General features: G+C 60.9%; 15 protein-coding genes and 2 pseudogenes. 10 read left to right on the forward strand and 7 right to left on the reverse strand.

Annotated elements, in window-relative coordinates:
• Positions 1–23: 23 nt before the first annotated feature.
• Both JBE38_RS11445 and JBE38_RS11450 read right to left on the reverse strand, forming a co-directional pair.
• Positions 24–1598, reverse strand: a complete 1575-nt coding sequence (locus JBE38_RS11445) for a phospholipase D family protein (protein ID WP_205344322.1) — start codon at positions 1596–1598, stop codon at positions 24–26.
• A gap of 62 nt (positions 1599–1660) precedes the next feature.
• Complete coding sequence (locus JBE38_RS11450) at positions 1661–3085, reverse strand: aminotransferase-like domain-containing protein (RefSeq protein ID WP_104995016.1); 1425 nt, start codon at positions 3083–3085, stop codon at positions 1661–1663.
• Positions 3086–3251: 166 nt separating this feature from the next.
• Here JBE38_RS11450 and JBE38_RS11455 point away from each other — a divergent pair, with 166 nt between their 5' ends.
• Complete coding sequence (locus tag JBE38_RS11455; RefSeq protein ID WP_205344323.1) at positions 3252–3464, forward strand: DUF1127 domain-containing protein; 213 nt, start codon at positions 3252–3254, stop codon at positions 3462–3464.
• Position 3465: 1 nt separating this feature from the next.
• Here the strand turns inward: JBE38_RS11455 and JBE38_RS11460 are convergent, their stop codons facing one another.
• A complete protein-coding gene (locus tag JBE38_RS11460) occupies positions 3466–4758 on the reverse strand; it encodes an NAD(P)/FAD-dependent oxidoreductase (protein ID WP_205344324.1) in 1293 nt (430 codons plus the stop codon).
• 114 nt (positions 4759–4872) lie between these two features.
• On the opposite strand from JBE38_RS11460, the gene JBE38_RS11465 reads away from it, so the two are divergent.
• Positions 4873–5226: a YkgJ family cysteine cluster protein gene (locus JBE38_RS11465; protein ID WP_017135860.1), complete on the forward strand. Its 354-nt coding sequence runs from the start codon at positions 4873–4875 to the stop codon at positions 5224–5226.
• Positions 5227–5265: 39 nt separating this feature from the next.
• Here JBE38_RS11465 and JBE38_RS11470 read toward each other — a convergent pair whose 3' ends face one another.
• Positions 5266–5754 (reverse strand): Lrp/AsnC ligand binding domain-containing protein, encoded by a 489-nt coding sequence (locus tag JBE38_RS11470; protein WP_003176896.1) that lies wholly within the window; start codon positions 5752–5754, stop codon positions 5266–5268.
• A 155-nt stretch (positions 5755–5909) separates the two neighbouring features.
• Here JBE38_RS11470 and dadA point away from each other — a divergent pair, with 155 nt between their 5' ends.
• The 7 genes and pseudogenes from dadA (at position 5910) to JBE38_RS11500 (ending at position 12045) form a co-directional block, all read left to right on the forward strand.
• Entirely contained in the window at positions 5910–7211 is a 1302-nt protein-coding gene (dadA, locus tag JBE38_RS11475; protein WP_205344325.1) for a D-amino acid dehydrogenase, read from the forward strand.
• Positions 7183–7536 (forward strand): RidA family protein, encoded by a 354-nt coding sequence (locus JBE38_RS11480; protein ID WP_060753653.1) that lies wholly within the window; start codon positions 7183–7185, stop codon positions 7534–7536. The genes dadA and JBE38_RS11480 overlap by 29 nt, the downstream gene beginning before the upstream one ends.
• Positions 7537–7613: 77 nt before the next feature.
• Positions 7614–8687, forward strand: a complete 1074-nt coding sequence (gene alr, locus JBE38_RS11485; RefSeq protein ID WP_205344326.1) for an alanine racemase — start codon at positions 7614–7616, stop codon at positions 8685–8687.
• A gap of 116 nt (positions 8688–8803) precedes the next feature.
• On the forward strand, positions 8804–9352 hold the full coding sequence (locus tag JBE38_RS11490) for a cupin domain-containing protein (protein ID WP_003176893.1): 549 nt from the start codon (positions 8804–8806) through the stop codon (positions 9350–9352).
• Positions 9353–9668: 316 nt separating this feature from the next.
• Positions 9669–9905: pseudogene (locus JBE38_RS28005) on the forward strand (hypothetical protein); the annotation flags it as partial.
• A pseudogene (locus tag JBE38_RS28010) lies at positions 9894–9986 on the forward strand (c-type cytochrome); the annotation flags it as partial. The pseudogenes JBE38_RS28005 and JBE38_RS28010, both read left to right, overlap by 12 nt.
• Before the next feature lie 136 nt (positions 9987–10122).
• Complete coding sequence (locus JBE38_RS11500; protein WP_205344327.1) at positions 10123–12045, forward strand: acetyl-CoA hydrolase/transferase family protein; 1923 nt, start codon at positions 10123–10125, stop codon at positions 12043–12045.
• A 147-nt stretch (positions 12046–12192) separates the two neighbouring features.
• Here JBE38_RS11500 and JBE38_RS11505 read toward each other — a convergent pair whose 3' ends face one another.
• Entirely contained in the window at positions 12193–12765 is a 573-nt protein-coding gene (locus JBE38_RS11505) for a xanthine phosphoribosyltransferase (protein WP_003195447.1), read from the reverse strand.
• A 58-nt stretch (positions 12766–12823) separates the two neighbouring features.
• Positions 12824–14833, reverse strand: a complete 2010-nt coding sequence (gene rep, locus JBE38_RS11510) for a DNA helicase Rep (protein ID WP_060753649.1) — start codon at positions 14831–14833, stop codon at positions 12824–12826.
• 256 nt (positions 14834–15089) lie between these two features.
• Here rep and JBE38_RS11515 point away from each other — a divergent pair, with 256 nt between their 5' ends.
• Positions 15090–16754, forward strand: a complete 1665-nt coding sequence (locus tag JBE38_RS11515) for a putative bifunctional diguanylate cyclase/phosphodiesterase (RefSeq protein ID WP_060753648.1) — start codon at positions 15090–15092, stop codon at positions 16752–16754.
• A 13-nt stretch (positions 16755–16767) separates the two neighbouring features.
• Here JBE38_RS11515 and JBE38_RS11520 read toward each other — a convergent pair whose 3' ends face one another.
• The gene (locus JBE38_RS11520; RefSeq protein WP_205344328.1) at positions 16768–18171 is read right to left on the reverse strand and encodes a NorM family multidrug efflux MATE transporter; all 1404 of its coding nucleotides are present in this window, start codon (positions 18169–18171) and stop codon (positions 16768–16770) included.
• Between the last annotated feature and the right edge of the window lie 31 nt (positions 18172–18202).

The raw sequence follows: 18202 nt of genomic DNA on the forward strand, positions 1-18202 counted from the left end.
TCGGGAGCAAGCCCCCTCCCACCCTAAAGCATGCGCTCCAGCCCAACACTCGTAGCGAACCAGGCATTGAACCGCCGCCACCAGTTGCCTGGTTCGCGAGTCAGCGTGTGCATCTGGCCGTTGTCCTCGGTCACCCACACCAGCTGGCCGTCCTGCAATTTCGCCTGGTAGCTCAAGGCCGGTGACATACCTTCCAGCGCCAGGTTGCGCACGTGTTCCGCCAGCTCGGGACTGTCCACCAGCACGCCGACTTCGGTGTTCCACAGCACCGAGCGTGGGTCGAAGTTGAACGAACCGATAAACGATTTTTCCCGGTCGAAGATCATGGCTTTGCTGTGCAGGCTGGAGTCCGAGCCGTGAAAAGCTCCCCGGCGAAACAGGTGCGCGCCACTGCCACTGCCGCTGCCGCCTGCGCCCGGCTGACGGCGCAACTCGTAGAGTTTCACTCCATGTTCGAGCAGCGCCTTGCGATAAGGTGCGTAGCCGCCATGGACCGCCGGTACATCGGTGGCTTCCAGGGAATTGGTGAGCAGGCTCACCGACACGCCGGCATCGGCGCGGCCGGTCAGGTAAACCAGCCCGGGCTGCCCCGGCACAAAATACGCCGAGATCATCATCAGTTCATGGCTGACGCTGTTCAGCTCCGGCGCCAGTTGGGTGGTGAGCAGCAAGCGCGGGTCCGGGTCGGCTTTGGCCAGCACCTTGCTCGGCGCGTCCCACAGCGCCTGGTTCCAGGCCCAGATCAGCTCGCGTCGCCAGATGTCCATGCGCGGTTGGGTCTGGTAAGTACGCAGCCGGTTATACAGGACGTGATGCTGCTGACGGTATTCGGCCAGCGAGTCTTGCAGGCGTAAGCGGGCTGCGGTCAGGTCGTCTGTGGACGGGCTGCTTGAGACAAAGTCGTCGATGGGCTTGCTCAGTGCGCTGTTCCAGTACTGATCAAAGCTATGCCCGAGCTGCTCAGCCACCGGCCCCACGCTGAGCATGTCGATATCGGTGAAGTTCAGGTTCGGCTCGGCGTCAAAGTACTCATCGCCCAGGTTGCGTCCGCCGACGATGGCCACGCTGTTATCCGCCAGCCACAGTTTGTTGTGCATGCGCCGATGTTGCAGCGACAGGTTGAACAAGCGCCCCATGGCCCGCGTCACGCCGGTGCTGCGCCCGAGGTGCAGTGGGTTGAACAGGCGAATCTGGATCTGCGGGTGGGTGGCGAGGGTGGCGATGACCTGGTCGAGACCGTCGCTGGTGGTGTCATCCAGCAAAATGCGGATACGCACGCCACGATCCGCCGCCTTGAGCAGTTCATCCACCAGCATGCGCGTGCTGAGGCCGTCGTGGACGATGTAGTACTGCAGGTCGAGGCTGCTCTGGGCGTTGCGGATCAGTTCGGCGCGCGCCATGAACGCTTCGCTGCTGTTGGGAAGCAGGCGAAAGCCGGAGCGGCCCTGGTAGGGCGCGGCCTGGGCCTGGATCGAGCGGCCGAACGACGATTGCGCGGCGGGCAGCGCGTCGCTGGGAATGCGCGGGGCGTCCACCGTGGCGCAGCCACCCAGGGCTAGGGCGCCCAGCAGGAAAAAAGGTAAAAGCCGTCGAGTCATCAAAGGCGCTGCATTCCGATCAGGGCGGTTGTGGGCATATGACGGTTAATTTTGAGGAAAGGTCAGTCTTCGGCCTCAGCCAGTAACTTGATCGCGGCTGCGCCGACCTTGCGTACCGCTTCTTCGATCTGCGGGGTTGGCTTGGCAGAGTAATTCATGCGCAGGCAGTTCCGGTATTTGCCTGATGCGGAAAAGATGCTGCCCACAGCCACCTGTACGCCTTGTTCCATCAGCACGCGATTGAGCTTGAGGGTGTCGAAACCTTCCGGCAGTTCGACCCACAGCATGAAGCTGCCCTGAGGCCGGCTGGCGCGGGTGCCGGCCGGGAAGTAGCGGCTGACCCAGTCGAGGATCAGGTCGCGATTGCGCTGGTATTGGGTGCGCATCCGCCGCAAATGCGGTTCGAAATGACCGTTCTTGAGGAATTCGGCAATGGCAATCTGCGGCTGTGTCGCCGTGGAGCCGGTGCTGATGTATTTCATGTGCAGTACCCGCTCCAGATACCGGCCCGGAGCCACCCAGCCGATACGCAGGCCCGGTGCCAGGGTTTTCGAAAAGGAGCTGCAGAGCAAGACACGGCCATCTTCGTCGAAGGACTTGATGGTGCGCGGGCGCGGGTAGCTGTAGGCCAGGTCGCCATATACGTCGTCTTCGATGATCGCCACATCAAAGCGTTGGGCCAGCGTCAGCAGCGCACGTTTTCGGGCCTCGGGCATGATGTAGCCCAGCGGATTATTGCAGTTGGGGGTCAGCTGGATGACCTTGATGGGCCACTGCTCCAGTGCCAGCTCCAGGGCTTCCAGGCTGATGCCGGTGATGGGGTCGGTGGGGATTTCCAGGGCTTTCATGCCCAGGCCCTTGAGGGTTTGCATGGCGCCGTGGAAGCTCGGCGAGTCCACCGCAACGATGTCGCCCGGCTCGCAGATGGCATGGATGCTGGCCGACAGTGCCTCATGGCAGCCGGTGGTGATGACGATATCTTCGGCGGTGAGTTGGCAGCCGGAATCCAGCGACAGCCGGGCGATCTGCTCACGCAACTCCATACAGCCGAGGATGTTGTCGTAATACAGCCCAGGCAGATCCTGGCGACGACTCACGCGGGCCAGGCTGCGCAGCAAAGGCTTGATGGTGGGAGACAATACATCCGGCATACCGCGGCCCATCTGTATGACATCTTTGCGTGGCACCGCACGAATCAGTTCCAGGACCTGGTCCCACTGGGAAATCTCGACCGGCCGTTGGGCCGGGCGACCCACCTCGGGGAGGGCCGGCAGCTCGCGGCCGACGGGCACGAAGTAGCCGGACTTGGGCTTGGGCATTGCCAGGCCATTGTCTTCCAGCACGCGATACGCCTGTTGCACGGTACTCAGGCTGACCCCGTGTTCCACACTCAGCGCTCGCACGGAGGGCAGGCGATCACCGGGGCGATAGAAGCCTTGCTCGATGCGCGTGCCCAGTAGTTCGGCAAGGTTGACGTAAAGGGTCATGGTGGCCGCTCCTGAGGGACCAGTACAGATGCAAGGAAAATACAGGATTCAAGGGACTAAAGGCAGTATCTGTATGGATTTAATAAAGCTGAGTTGAATCTGTAATGGTTTCATCCGCTCGGTGATCCTAGTCACTCATGGCAACAGGCAAATGAGGGGCGGCAAAATGAGAGGCATGAGCGATGTGCGGTTGGTGTTACACGGAGCGGGGCAGGCACGCACGCTGTCGATGTCGACCCGCTGCCGCTGGAACCTGTTCTGGCACCGCCGTCACACGCGCAAGGCTCTGCTGGCGCTCACCCCGGAGCAATTGCGCGATGTGGGGCTGACCGCGGAGCAGGCCCGTGAGGAAGGTTTGAAACCCTTCTGGCGCGGCTGAATCAGACCCACTCCCTGAAACGGTGCCAGAGCATTCCCAATGCCAACAGCGGCGAGCGCAAATGCTTGCCGCCGGGGAAGGTGATGTGCGGCACTCGGGCGAACAGGTCGAAGCGGCCCTGTTGCTGGCCGCTGATGGCTTCGGCCAGCAGTTTGCCGGCCAGGTGCGTGGCATTGAGGCCGTGGCCCGCATAGGCTTGGGCGTAATACACATTGGGTTGGTCCGCCAAGCGGCCGATCTGCGGCAGCCGGTTGGCGCCGATGCCGATCATGCCGCCCCACTGGTAATCGATCTTTGCGTCAGCCAATTGTGGGAACACCTTGAGCATCTTCGGTCGCATATAGGCAGCGATGTCCTGGGGATCCCGGCCGGAGTAATGGCAGGCACCGCCGAACAGCAGGCGGCGGTCGGCGGACAGGCGGAAGTAATCCACCGTCACCCGTTGGTCACACACCGCCATGTTCTGCGGCAGCAGGTTGGTGGCCTGGGCTTCGCTCAACGGCTCGGTGGCGATGATGTAGCTGCCGGCGGGCAGCACTTTGCCGCTCAACTGCGGGTTCAGGCCATTGAGATAAGCGTTGCAGGCCAGCACCAGCGTCTTGGCGCGTACGTTGCCTTGAGCCGTGTGTACGTTGACCTCAGGGCCATAGTCGATGCGTGTGACGGCTGATTGTTCGAACAGCTTCACCCCCAATTGCTGCGCAACGGCGGCCTCGCCAAGGGCCAGGTTCAGCGGGTGCAGGTGGCCGGAGCCCATGTCGATCATGCCGCCGGCATAACGCTCGGAGCCGATCACGCTGCTCATTTCGCTGGCTTGCAGCAGGCGCACTTCATGCCGGTAGCCAAGGCTGCGCAGTTCTTCGGCGTCTTCTGCCAGGCCCTGCAGGTGCTGAGGTTTGTTCGCCAGGTCGCAATAACCCCAGGTCAGGTCACAGGGGATCTGATAGCGCTCGATGCGCTCGCGCACGATTTGCACCGCCTCCAGGCCCATCAACTTCATCTGGCGCACGCCGTCGGTGCCGATAACGTTGGCGAACTGGTCCAGGCCGTGACCGACGCCCCGAATCAACTGGCCGCCGTTACGCCCGCTGGCGCCCCAACCGATCTTGCGGGCTTCCAGCAGCACTACGCTGAAGCCGCGCTCGGCCAGTTCCAGCGCGGTATTGAGCCCGGAATAACCACCGCCGATCACGCACACATCCGCACGCATTTCGCCGGCCAGCGCCGGGTAGTCGGGTTGCAGAACGCTGCTGGCAGCGTAGTAAGACGTGGTGTGCCGGGCGCTGGCAGTCATGGGCGCATCCCTGTTTGGAAAATTTGACGCAGGATACAGCGGTCGGATGAAGCTGTCTGCGCAGGGCGTTTTGCGTCAGAATTCATGCCTATTCGCCGTTCGGTAACTGTGTTGATGAGTTGCAACAGTCAGAAAATCAGCGCGCTGCGCCGACAGATTCCCTCGTTCGAGTGCGTTCCCGGTTGCCACGACTGCTGTGGGCCAGTGACCACGTCACCTGAAGAAATGTCGCGCCTGCCACGCAAGACTGCCGCCGAACAGGAGGCGGCCATGGACGAGCTGAACTGCGTGCACCTGGGCCCCAACGGTTGCACGGTGTATGACGAACGCCCGTTGATCTGTCGGTTGTTCGGTACCACCAAGACCTTGCCGTGCCCCAATGGGCGGCGCCCGGTGGAGCTGATTCACCCACGGGTGGAGAAGCAGATCCACGAATACATGGCGAGTACGCGACAGGTGCTGGTCTGACGGATATAGGCAGTCAAAAAATGTGGGAGGGTGGGCCAGTCAATCCGGGATCGGCAGGTTCAGGCTCTCTTTGACTTCTTCCATCACGATATAACTCTTGGACTCCCGCACATGGGGCAGCTTGAGCAGGATATCGCCAAGCAATTTGCGGTAGGAGGCCATCTCCGAAATCCGCGCTTTCACCAGGTAGTCAAAGTCCCCCGACACCAGGTGGCACTCCAGCACATGGGGCAGTTTCAGTACGGCGCGGCGGAATTCTTCAAAGGTGTCGCCGGACTTGTAATCGAGGCTGATCTCGACAAATACCAGCAAGCTACCCTTCAAGTGCTGCGGGTTCAGCCGCGCGTTGTAGCCCATGATGATCCCTTCGCGCTCCAGCCGACGCACGCGCTCGGTGCATGGCGTGGTCGACAGCCCCACCTTTTCGCCAAGCTCCGTGAATGAAATGCGCCCGTCGGTTTGCAGGATGCGCAGGATATTGCGGTCGATCTTATCCAGCTCCCGCTTGGTCTGAGTGTTGGTACGCATAGGGGATACGCCTCTGTGAAAAGGGTTACTGCCGAGAATTGTCGCCAAATATAGGCAGTTATATAGTGAAATGCACTGGCGATTGCTTTTTATACTGCGCGCATCATTGCTCGAACAACACACGTCAGCGGCCAAGCCGCGATGAGGATATAAAAATGCGCGTTCTGGTCTTGGGTAGCGGCGTCATTGGCGTGACCAGTGCCTACTATTTGGTTCGGGCCGGCTTTGAAGTCGTGGTGGTCGACCGTCAGCCTGCCGCTGCCATGGAAACCAGTTTCGCCAACGCAGGCCAGGTTTCCCCTGGTTATGCCTCGCCCTGGGCCGCGCCGGGCGTGCCGCTCAAGGCCATCAAGTGGCTGTTGCAGCGTCATGCACCGCTGGCGATCAAAGCCACCGCCGATATCGATCAATACCTGTGGATGGCGCAGATGCTGCGCAACTGCACCGCCAGCCGTTATGCGGTGAACAAGGAGCGCATGGTCCGCCTGTCCGAGTACAGCCGCGACTGCCTCGATGAGTTGCGCGCCGAGACCGGCATTGCCTACGAGGGCCGCAGCCTGGGCACAACCCAACTGTTCCGCACCCAGGCCCAGCTCGATGGCGCCGCCAAGGACATCGCCGTGCTGGAAGAGTCTGGCGTGCCGTTCGAGCTGCTTGATCGCGCTGGAATTGCCCGCGTGGAGCCGGCGTTGGCCAGTGTCACGGATATTTTAGCCGGTGCCCTGCGCCTGCCCAACGACCAGACCGGTGATTGCCAGATGTTCACCACGCGTTTGGTCGAAATGTGCAAGCAACTGGGCGTCGAGTTCCGTTTCGAACAAGACATCCAGCGCCTGGATTATGCCGGCGACCGCATCAATGGCGTGTGGGTCGACGGCAAGCTGGAAGTTGCCGACCGCTACGTGCTGGCCCTGGGCAGCTACTCGCCGAAATTGCTCAAGCCCCTGGGGATCAAGGCGCCGGTATACCCGCTCAAGGGTTACTCGTTGACCGTACCGATCACCAACCCGGCGATGGCGCCGACATCGACCATTCTCGACGAGACCTACAAGGTCGCCATCACCCGTTTCGACAACCGCATCCGGGTGGGCGGCATGGCTGAAATAGCCGGTTTTGACCTGTCGCTCAACCCGCGTCGGCGGGAAACCCTGGAGATGATCGTCAACGACCTTTATCCTCAGGGCGGCAATTTGGCCGAAGCCACGTTCTGGACCGGCCTGCGCCCGACCACCCCCGACGGTACACCGATTGTCGGTGCAACCCCGTTCAAGAACCTGTTCCTGAACACCGGCCATGGCACGCTCGGCTGGACCATGGCCTGCGGCTCCGGTCGTTTGTTGGCCGACCTGATGGCCAAGAAAACCCCGCAGATCAGCGCCGAAGGCCTCGATATTTCCCGTTATGGCAACCACCAGGAGTCCGCAAAACATGTCAATCCAGCGCCAGCTCACCAATGAGCGCATGAGCCAGATCGTCGTTCACAGCGGTACCGTGTATCTGGCCGGTCAAGTCGGCGACGACATGAGTGCCGGGATTGAACAGCAGACCCGTGAAACCCTGGCCAATATCGAGCGCTTGCTCGACCTGGCCGGCACCGACAAAACCAGACTGCTGTCGGTGACGATCTACTTGAAAGACATCGACGCCGATTTCGCCGGTATGAACGCGGTATGGGACAAATGGCTGCCCAAAGGCGTCGCTCCGGCGCGTGCCACGGTTGAAGCCAAACTGTGCGAGCCGCAAATTCTGGTAGAGCTGTCCGTCGTGGCCGCTCTGCCTTAAACCCGGATTCTTCCCGGTGCCGACGTTATGGGTCGGTGCCGGTTTTTCTTCACTTTGCCGCCTAGAAGCCTGCCGCCATGCGTCCTGCCCGTGCCCTGATCGATCTCCAAGCCCTGCGCCACAATTACCAACTGGCCCGTGAAGTCACGGGGGCCAAGGCCCTCGCCGTGATCAAGGCCGATGCCTACGGCCATGGTGCCGTGCGTGTGGCACAGGCGCTGGAAACCGAGGCGGACGGGTTTGCCGTGGCGTGTATCGAAGAGGCGCTGGAACTGCGCGCCGCCGGTATTCGTGCGCCGGTACTGCTGCTGGAAGGTTTTTTCGAAGCCAGCGAGCTGCCGCTGATCATCGAGCATGATTTCTGGTGCGTGGTGCATTCGTTATGGCAACTGGAGGCCATCGAGCAGGCCCGCTTGAGCAAACCGCTGACGGTCTGGCTCAAGCTGGATTCGGGCATGCACCGCGTGGGCCTGCACCCCAAGGACTATCACGAGGCTTACCATCGCCTGCTGGCCAGCGGCAAAGTCGCCAAGATCGTGTTGATGAGCCACTTCGCCCGCGCGGATGAGCTGGATTGCGTGAGCAGTAATGAGCAGGTTGCGGTGTTTGAAGCGGCGCGCCAAGGCTTGTCGGCCGAGGTGAGCCTGCGCAATTCGCCGTCGGTGATGGGTTGGCCGGGGGTGGGCAGCGACTGGGTACGCCCGGGCATCATGCTGTATGGCGCCACGCCGTTTGGTGAAGACCAGGCCATTGCTGCGCGTTTGCAGCCGGTGATGACCCTGGAGTCCAAAGTCATCTGTGTGCGTGAGTTGCCGGCCGGCGAGCCGGTGGGCTACGGCGCAAAATTCGTCACGCCCAAGCCGATGCGCATCGGTGTGGTTGCCATGGGCTATGCGGACGGTTATCCACGTCACGCGCCTACCGGCACACCCGTGCTGGTGGCTGACCAGCGCAGCCAATTGCTGGGCCGTGTTTCCATGGACATGCTGTGTATCGACCTGACGGACGTACCCCAGGCCGGTCTCGGTTCGACGGTGGAGCTATGGGGTAAAAATATCCTGGCCAGTGACGTCGCCACCGCTGCGGAGACGATTCCCTACCAGATCTTCTGCAACCTGCGCCGCGTGCCAAGGCTCTATTGCGGCGCTTGAGCGCCAGGTACGAACACAGCTGCCCGGGATTTAGGTCCAAGTGTTGTAAATACTGAACGCTGTCGCCATGATAACGCTCAATTACAACAACGCCTGAATCCTAGGAGGCTCCTGCATTGGACGTCGGCGAACGACTGCAATCCATCCGTAAGCTCAAAGGTCTTTCCCAGCGTGAGCTCGCCAAGCGCGCGGGCGTCACCAACAGCACCATTTCGATGATCGAAAAAAACAGCGTCAGCCCCTCGATCAGCTCCTTGCGCAAGGTGCTGGGCGGCATCCCCATGTCCATGGTCGAGTTTTTCTCCGAGGAGATCCTCCAGGAAATACCGACGCAGATCGTCTATAAAGCCAATGAGCTGATCGACATCTCGGACGGGGCCGTCACCATGAAGCTGGTGGGCCGTGCACACCCCAGCCGGGCGATTGCGTTTCTCAACGAAATCTACCCGCCGGGTGCCGACACCGGCGAAGAGATGCTCACTCACGAAGGCGAGGAAACCGGGATTCTGGTGGAGGGGCGGCTGGAGTTGGTGGTCGGTCTTGAAACTTTTGTGCTCGAAGCCGGCGATAGCTACTACTTTGAAAGCACCAAGCCGCACCGTTTTCGCAATCCGTTCGACGTGCCGGCGCGACTAATCAGCGCAGCCACACCCGCGAACTTTTAAAGAAGAGGCGCCCTGCCAGCGTTGCAGAGGCATCCGTCGCTGTATTCCGTGAGGTCGAATCTCCCTTTATTTAATAGGGTTGTTTCGGCCCAACGGGCTAACCGTTATACTTTCGCCGCCTGCGAAACCGTGGCCGCAGGCGTGAATAGCCACCATTGAGGGTGAACGCGTGAACCTAATTATGAAAATGCTGGCTGCACCAGCAACCGTATTGGCCCTATGGGCTGTCAGCGCTCAAGCTGCGACCAATGATGAGATTGCCAAACGCTTGGAGCCTGTCGGCCAAGTCTGTGTTCAGGGCCAGGAATGCAAGGGAATGGAGGTTGCCGTGGCGGCGGCCGGCGGTGGCGCGGCTAAAACGCCGGATGATGTGATTGCCAAGCATTGCAACGCGTGCCATGGCACCGGACTGCTGAACGCGCCGAAAATTGGTGATACGGCCGCCTGGAAAGAACGGCTTGGCCATGTCGATGCCGTACTGGCAGAACTCAAGATCGAGGCTCCCGAAAAAGGTACCAAAGGTTTGGCGCAGGTCGCCAAGCATGGCTTGAACGCAATGCCGCCGATGGGCACCTGTGCTGATTGCAGCCTTGAAGACCTTGAAGGCGCAATCAAGAAGATGTCTGGCCTGTAATCCGCCGAACTTCGCCAAAAAGCCGCTGACCAGCGGCTTTTTTGTGCCCGTTGTTTATGATTCGCAGCTGTTCATTGCAGCAAAGACCCGGCAAGCTCGGTCCAACCCCTAATCACGGAATGTTCAGGAGTGTCGGATGGTGCAGTTGTGTTCAATCGAGCAAGCAGTTGACGACGTGCTGGCGCGCTTGCCGGCGCATATCCACATGGGCATGCCGCTGGGGCTGGGCAAACCCAACCTGTTCGCCAACGCGCTGTATCGGCGTATCGCCAAGCTGCCGGAGCGGTCGCTGACGATCTACACCGCACTGAGCCTGGGCCGTCCCACCCTGGGTGATGGTTTGCAGAAGCGCTTTCTCGAACCCTTTATCGAACGGGTATTCGGCGATTACCCGGAACTGGATTTTCTCGCCGACCTGCACCAGGACAGCTTGCCCAGCAATATCCGCGTACAACAGTTCTTCATGCAGCCTGGCAGCCTGCTCCACAGTGCGTCGGCCCAGCAGGACTACGTCAGCAGCAACTACAGCCATGCCGCTCGCGACATCAACTTAGCCGGCCTGAACCTGGTGGCGCAGTTGGTGGCCAGCAGCGCCGAACATCCTGACCGCCTGAGCCTGAGCTGCAACCCGGATATCACCCTGGACCTGTTGCCGCTGATCGCCAAGCGCCGCGAAGCGGGTGAGACCATCCTGATCGTCGGCCAGGTCCACAGCGATTTGCCTTACATGCCTGGCGATGCCGAGCTGGGAATGGACGCGTTCGACTACCTGCTCGACGAAAAGGACAGCACCACGCTGTTCTCCACGCCGAATATGCCGGTGGGTTTCCAGGATCACTTTATCGGCCTGCATGCCAGCACCTTGGTGCGCGATGGTGGCACCTTGCAGATTGGTATCGGCTCCATGGGCGATGCGCTGACCGCCGCTCTGCTGGCGCGCCAGGCGGATAACGAAGCCTACCGGCTACTGTTGACGGACCTGGATGTGTACCAGTGGGCACCGCTGATCAGCCGTGAAGGCGGCGTCGCGCCTTTTGCGCGGGGCCTCTATGGCTGCAGTGAAATGTTCGTCAATGGCCTGCTGGTGCTGGCCGATGCCGGCATTGTGCGGCGTAAGGTCTACCCCGATGTGGCGACCCAGGCGCAAGCCAACGCCGGCACTCTGGATGACGCAGCGCAGCCCGACGGCGTATCGATCCATGGCGGTTTCTTCCTCGGGCCACGCAGTTTTTACCAGCGCTTGCAGGAAATGACCCACGCCAAGCGCCTGGAATTCAACATGACTCGCATCAGCTACATCAACGAGTTGTATGGCCAGGAAGAACTCAAGCGTTTGCAGCGCCAGGATGCCCGCTTTATCAACAGCGCGATCATGGTGACGTTGCTTGGTGCGGGCGTGGCCGACCAGTTGGAAGACGGTCGCGTGCTCAGCGGCGTGGGAGGGCAGTACAACTTTGTCGCCCAAGGCCATGCGCTGGAAGGCGCGCGTTCGATCCTGATTCTGCGCAGTTGGCGCGAGTCGGCAGGGGAGGTCAGCTCCACTCTCGTCTGGGAGTATGGCCACTGCACTATCCCACGGCACCTGCGGGACATCGTCATCACCGAATACGGCATTGCCGACCTGCGTGGGCAGACTGACGCCAAGGTGATCGAGGCGCTGCTCAACATTACCGACTCCCGTTTCCAGGACGACTTGATCAAACAGGCACAGAAGGCCGGCAAGCTGCCCGAGGATTTCCAGCTGGAGCCGCGTTTTACCGACAATACGCCGCAGCGGCTACAGGCGCTTCAGGCTCGGCATCGGCGGTTGTTTCCCGAGTATCCCCTGGGCACTGATTTCACTGATGAAGAAAAAGATCTGTTGCGCGCATTGAACTGGCTCAAGAGCAAATTCAAGCTGACGGAGATTCTGGAGTTGGGCAAGGCTGCGCTGGATGCGCCGGAGCCGGGGGCGTTTCCTGAGCACCTCAAGCGGATGCGGTTGGATAAGCCCGAGGGGTTGAAAGAGGACCTGTATCAGCGCCTGCTACTGGCCGGCTTGCAGGCCACCGGGCACTGACAGCTAACCTGAATAAAATGTGGGAGGGGGCTTGCCCCCGATAGCGGTGCGCCAGTCAACGAATGTGTTAGCTGACCCACTGCCATCGGGAGCAAGCCCCCTCCCACATTTTGATCTGTATTCACCGGGTATTTGCTGTGCAGCAAATCACTCGATGAAGGTGACAACACCACCGGCCAGCGATTTAACCCGCGCCAGCGACTCAACCCGATAACCCTGCGCGTCCAGCTCCGCACGGCCACCCTGGAAGGATTTCTCGATCACGATGCCCAGGCCCGCGACGGTTGCGCCGGCTTGCTTGATGATCGAAATCAGCGCCTGCGATGCCTTGCCGTTGGCCAGGAAATCGTCGATGACCAACACGCGGTCGCTGCTGGTCAGGTGGCGCGGGGAAATGGCCACGGTGCTTTCGGTTTTCTTGGTGAAGGAGTACACCGTGGCCGACAGCAGGTTTTCAGTCAGGGTCAGGGACTGTTGTTTGCGGGCGAAGATTACCGGCACGCCGAGATTCAGACCGGTCATGATCGCTGGTGCGATGCCCGAAGCTTCGATGGTGACGATCTTGGTGATGCCCGAATCCTTGAACAGCGCGGCGAATTCGTCGCCGATCAGCTTCATCAGTGCCGGGTCGATCTGGTGGTTCAGAAAGGCGTCGACCTTGAGTACCTGATCGGAAAGCACGATGCCTTCTTCGCGAATTTTCTTGTGCAGTGCTTCCACGGAAAGCTTCCTCTGTTGACGCAGCGTGCGTCGAAAGTAGATTAAAAAGTAGTCGATTCTAGCGCTTTAACATCGCGCGTATATCTGCCAAGGCGGTGTTGCCGCGAACGGCCTTCACCTCGGTGGGGGTGTCGTCATTGCCTTCCCAGGCCAGATCATCCGGCGGGAGTTCGTCGAGGAACCGGCTGGGGGCACAATCGATGATTTCGCCATATTGCTTGCGCTTGGCAGCAAAGGTGAAGGCCAGGGTCTGGCGCGCGCGGGTAATACCCACGTAGGCCAGTCGCCGTTCTTCTTCAATGGTGTCGGCTTCGATACTGGAGCGGTGCGGGAGAATTTCCTCCTCCATGCCCATGATGAACACGTAGGGGAACTCCAGGCCCTTGGAGGCATGCAAGGTCATCATTTGCACACCTTCGGCGCCGTCTTCCTCTTCCTGCTGGCGTTCGAGCATGTCGCGCAGCACCAGCTTGCCGATGGCGTCCTCGACGGTCATCTCGCCGTCTTCGTCTTTTTCCAGGGTGTTCTTCAGCGCTTCGATCAGGAACCAGACGTTGCCCATGCGGTAATCCGCGGCCTTGTCGCTGGAGCTGTTGGTGCGTAGCCAGTTCTCATAGTCGATGTCCATGACCATGCTGCGCAGCGCGCTGATCGGATCTTCGCCGGCGCACTGCTCGCGCACCTTGTCCATGAAGCGCTTGAAGCGCGACAGACGGTCGGTGAAGCGGGTATCCAGATGCTCGCCCAGGCCGATTTCATCGGTGGCCGCGTACATCGAGATCTTGCGTTCGGTGGCATAGTTGCCGAGCTTTTCCAGGGTGGTGGAACCGATTTCCCGACGTGGCACGTTGATCACGCGCAGGAAGGCGTTGTCGTCGTCCGGGTTCACGATCAACCGGAAGTAGGCCATCAGGTCCTTTACTTCCTGGCGTCCGAAGAAGCTGTTGCCGCCCGACAGGCGATACGGCACCTGGTGGTGCTGCAATTTCAGTTCGATCAGTTTGGCCTGGTAGTTGCCTCGGTACAGAATCGCGAAATCGCTGTAGGGCCGGTCGGTGCGCAGGTGCAGGCTGAGGATTTCCACGGCCACGCGCTCGGCTTCGGCGTCTTCGTTACGGCAGCGGATCACGCGGATCTCATCGCCATGCCCCATCTCACTCCACAGTTGCTTTTCGAACTCGTGGGGGTTGTTGGAGATCAGCACGTTGGCGCAGCGCAGGATACGGCTGGTGGAGCGGTAGTTCTGCTCCAGCATCACCACTTTCAGGGACGGGTAGTCCTCTTTGAGCAGCATCAGGTTTTCCGGGCGGGCGCCACGCCAGGCGTAGATCGACTGGTCGTCGTCGCCTACCACGGTGAACTGGTTGCGCTTGCCGATCAGCATTTTCACCAGCAGGTATTGGCTGGCGTTGGTGTCCTGGTATTCGTCCACCAGCAGGTAGCGCACTTTGTTCTGCCATTTTTCGAGGATATCGGCGTGTTCCTCGAACAACTTCACCGGCAGCAGGATCAGGTCGTCGAAGTCCACCGCGTTGAACGCCTTGAGCGTGCGTTGATAGTGGGTGTAGACGATGGCGGCGGTCTGTTCCTTGGGGTTGCGCGCATTTTCCAGGGCCTGGGCCGGCAGGATCAGGTCGTTTTTCCAGGCGCCGATCATGTTCTTGATCTCATCCACGCCGTCGTCGCCTGCGTACTCCTTCTGCATGATGTCGGTCATCAGCGACTTCACATCGGTTTCGTCGAATATCGAGAAACCTGGCTTGTAGCCCAGCCGCACATGCTCCTTGCGGATGATGTTCAGGCCCAGGTTGTGGAAGGTGCACACAGTCAGGCCACGGCCTTCGCCGCTCTTGAGCAGCGTGCCGACACGCTCTTTCATTTCGCGCGCCGCCTTGTTGGTAAAGGTCATGGCGACGATGTACTGGGCGCGGATGCCGCAGTTCTGGATCAGGTGCGCAATCTTGCGGGTGATCACGCTGGTCTTGCCGGAGCCGGCGCCGGCGAGCACCAATAGAGGGCCGCCGACGTAGTTCACGGCTTCTTGCTGCCGGGGATTGAGTCGGGACATACGGAATTCAGGGGGTCGTTGTTCAAAAGGGCGGGCATTTTAACAGGCTGGCAGGATTCTGCTCTCACAGAACGACGGTGTGACGTACCACTCGATCTAAATTTGCCGGTTTTGATACTTTGTCGCAGGATGTGGGAGCTTTTTGCAGCGGATGTGTGCAGCCTGTGCCTCTGATAAGCCTTATCATGGGTGATTCTCAGGCCGCACGTCATACTGCCCGCCGCCATTGAAATCTTGCAGAGTCTAGGGAGCTAGCTTGTCTACGCCTGTCGAACCCTTGCGTTTGCTGCTTCTGGCCGATCCGCCTGAGTGGGCAGCGTTGTTGCGCGAGTGCCTGGTGCCGATGGGCGATGGGGCTGTGCTGATCAGTGCGCCCAACTGGGACTCGGTGAGTCGTCTGTTCGATGACGACCACAGTGCCGTGCTATTGACCACGCCCAGCCTGCAACCCGGCCCTGGCCGTTGCAGCCTGCCGTGCGTCTTGCTGTTGGAGCAGGAACCACTGGTTTCGCCGCTGGGTGTCAGCGACTGGCTGGTGCGCAGTGTATTGGATGCCGATACGTTGCGCCGCTGCCTGCGCCATGTCCGTGAGCGCGGTGTGTTGGAGAACACCTTGCAGCGCCTGGCCGAACAGGATCCGCTCACCGGTATTGCCAACCGCCAGGGTTTCCAGACCCTGCTGGCCGCGCGACTGGCGGAAAACGAAGGGCGAGGCCTGGCGCTCGGCCATCTGGACCTCGATAACTTCCGTCATGCCAACGATGCCCTGGGCCACCAGGCCGGCGACCGGTTGATCCTGCAAGTGGTCTCACGGCTCAAGAGCCAGCTTGAAGCCGGGGACCAGTTGGCGCGCCTGGGCAGTGATGAGTTCGCCCTGCTGATCGATACCCGGCGTGCGCCCCAGCGTGCCGAATGGATGGCCGAGCGCATCACCGAAGTGATGGCTGAGCCGTACTGGGTCGACGGCGAAAGCTTGTTGATCGGTTGCAGCCTCGGTGTGGCGCATGCGCGCGCACGCGCCGGTGCCGACCCGTTGATGTGGCACGCCCATATCGCCATGCAGCAGGCCAAGAGCACCCAGGGCTGTACCTTTCATATCTTCAACGAACGCATCAACCGTAACGCCCGCAGCCTGGCCGACCTGGAAAGCGAGCTGCGCCGCGCGTTGCGCCGTGACGAGCTGGAATTGCATTACCAGCCGCGCCTGGACCTGGACGACGGGCATATCGTTGGCCTGGAAGCCCTGGTGCGCTGGCGCCATGGTGAACGGGGCCTGTTGCCGCCCAGTGAGTTCGTACCCCTGGCCGAACAGAGCGGTTTGATCGTGCCGCTGGGTTATTGGGTGATCTCTCGAGCCTTGCGCGACATGCAAGACCTGCGCGAGCGCGATCTGCCGCGGCTGCACATGGCCGTCAACCTGTCGTTTCGCCAGTTCCAGGACAGCCAGTTGCTCTCCACTCTCAGTCGGTTGATCGCCGAGCGTGGTGTGGAGGCCAAGTGGCTGGAGTTCGAGTTGACCGAGACCGCCGTGATGCGTCGCAGCGATCTGGTCAAGCAGACCATGGATGCCTTGGGGCGCCTCGGTGTGCGGTTCTCCCTGGATGACTTCGGCACCGGTTTCTCATCGTTCGTGCACCTCAACAGCTTGCCGATTGCCTTGTTGAAGATCGACAAGAGTTTCGTGGGGGGCATGGAAGAGCGCGAAGAGAACCGCAAATTAGTCCACGCGATGATCAACCTGGCCCACAACCTCAACCTCGAAGTGGTGGCCGAAGGCGTGGAAACCCCTGAGCAGCTGGCGTTGTTGCGTCTGTTTGGCTGCGACCAGGCCCAGGGTTACCTGATCAGCAAGCCGCTGCCCTTGCCGGAGCTGGTGGAGTACCTGACGTTCGGCAAGAGCCAGGAGGCGCTGTTGGGCTAGTGGCTTGCAGGCCCTAGTCCGGCAGCATGGCCTGAAATTCAGTGCGAATTTCAGGCTCCTGGCGAATCATCCGCTTCATCTTCGCTTCAAACGCCCAGGTCAGGGCGATGGCCGCGCACGCCAACCCCAGCGCCAGGCCCCACCACACCCCGGTCGGTCCCCAGCCCAGGGTAAAGGCCATCAACCACGCCGAGGGTGCGCCGATCAGCCAATAGCAACCCAAGCCCACCAGAAAAGTGGTCTTGGCGTCCTTCAGTCCGCGGATGCAGCCCATGGCGATGGTCTGCACGCCGTCGAACAGCTCAAACCAGGCGGCCACGGCCAGCAGGCTGACTGCCAGGACGATGACATCGTGGAAGGCGGGGTCGTCATGGTCCAGGAAAAGCCCGATCAGCGGGTCGGAAAACAACCAGAGTACCGCCGCAAACCCTAGCATGATCATCGCGCCAAAACCGATGCCGACTCGCCCGGCCAAGCGCGCCTGCAGCAGCTGCCCGGCACCGTAATGCTGGCCGATGCGCATGGTTACCGCGTATGACATGCCCGCCGGCACCATGAACGCTACCGAAACAATTTGCAGCGCGATCTGGTGCGCCGCCAGCTGCGTGCTGCCCATGGTGCCCATGCACAGCGCCGCGAAGGCGAACAGCCCGACTTCCACCGCATAGGTGCCACCAATCGGCAGGCCCAGGCGCCACAGCTCGCGCAGGTATCGGGTGTTGAGGCGTAGCAGGCCCGAACCCAGCGGGTAGGCCGCGTAGGCCCGGTTGCTGCGGATGTACCACATCAGTGCCAGGGCCATGCTGGTGGCTACGATGGCCGTCACCAGGCCGATGCCCATCAAGCCCAGTTTCGGCAGGCCGAACATACCTTCGATCAACGCATAGTTGAGCAGGTAGTTGAGCACGGTGCCGCACAGGCTGATCACCATGACCGGCGTCGCCTTGCCGATGGCGCTGGTAAAGCCGCGCAGCGCCATGAAGCTCAGGTAGCCGGGCAGGGCGAACGGCAGGATCGTCAGGAATTGCCCCGCCGCGTGCACGTTGGATTCGGTTTGGCCGAACATCAATAGCACTGGCTTGAGGTTCCACAGCAGCAGAGCCGCCGCCAGGGCCATCAGCCAGGCGAGCCACAGCCCGGCCTGGGTCAGGCGGGTGGCGCCTTCGATATCGCCCGCGCCGTGACGAATGGCAACCAGGGTGCCCACGGCGGCAATCACGCCAATGCAGAAAATGGCCACGAATGAGTAACTTGCTGCACCCAGGCCACCACCGGCCAGGGCTTCGGGACTCAGGCGGGCCATCATCAGGGTGTCGGTCAGCACCATCAGCATGTGGGCCAACTGTGAGGCAATCAACGGCCCCGACAGCCGCAGAATGGCCCAGAGTTCGCTACGCGCCGGATGTTGCATGATCATCACGCTCGAAAAGTCAGAGGGTTGGGGAAGG

It is taken from the genome of Pseudomonas sp. ICBG1301, assembly GCF_016918385.1.
GTDB lineage: Bacteria > Pseudomonadota > Gammaproteobacteria > Pseudomonadales > Pseudomonadaceae > Aquipseudomonas > Aquipseudomonas palleroniana.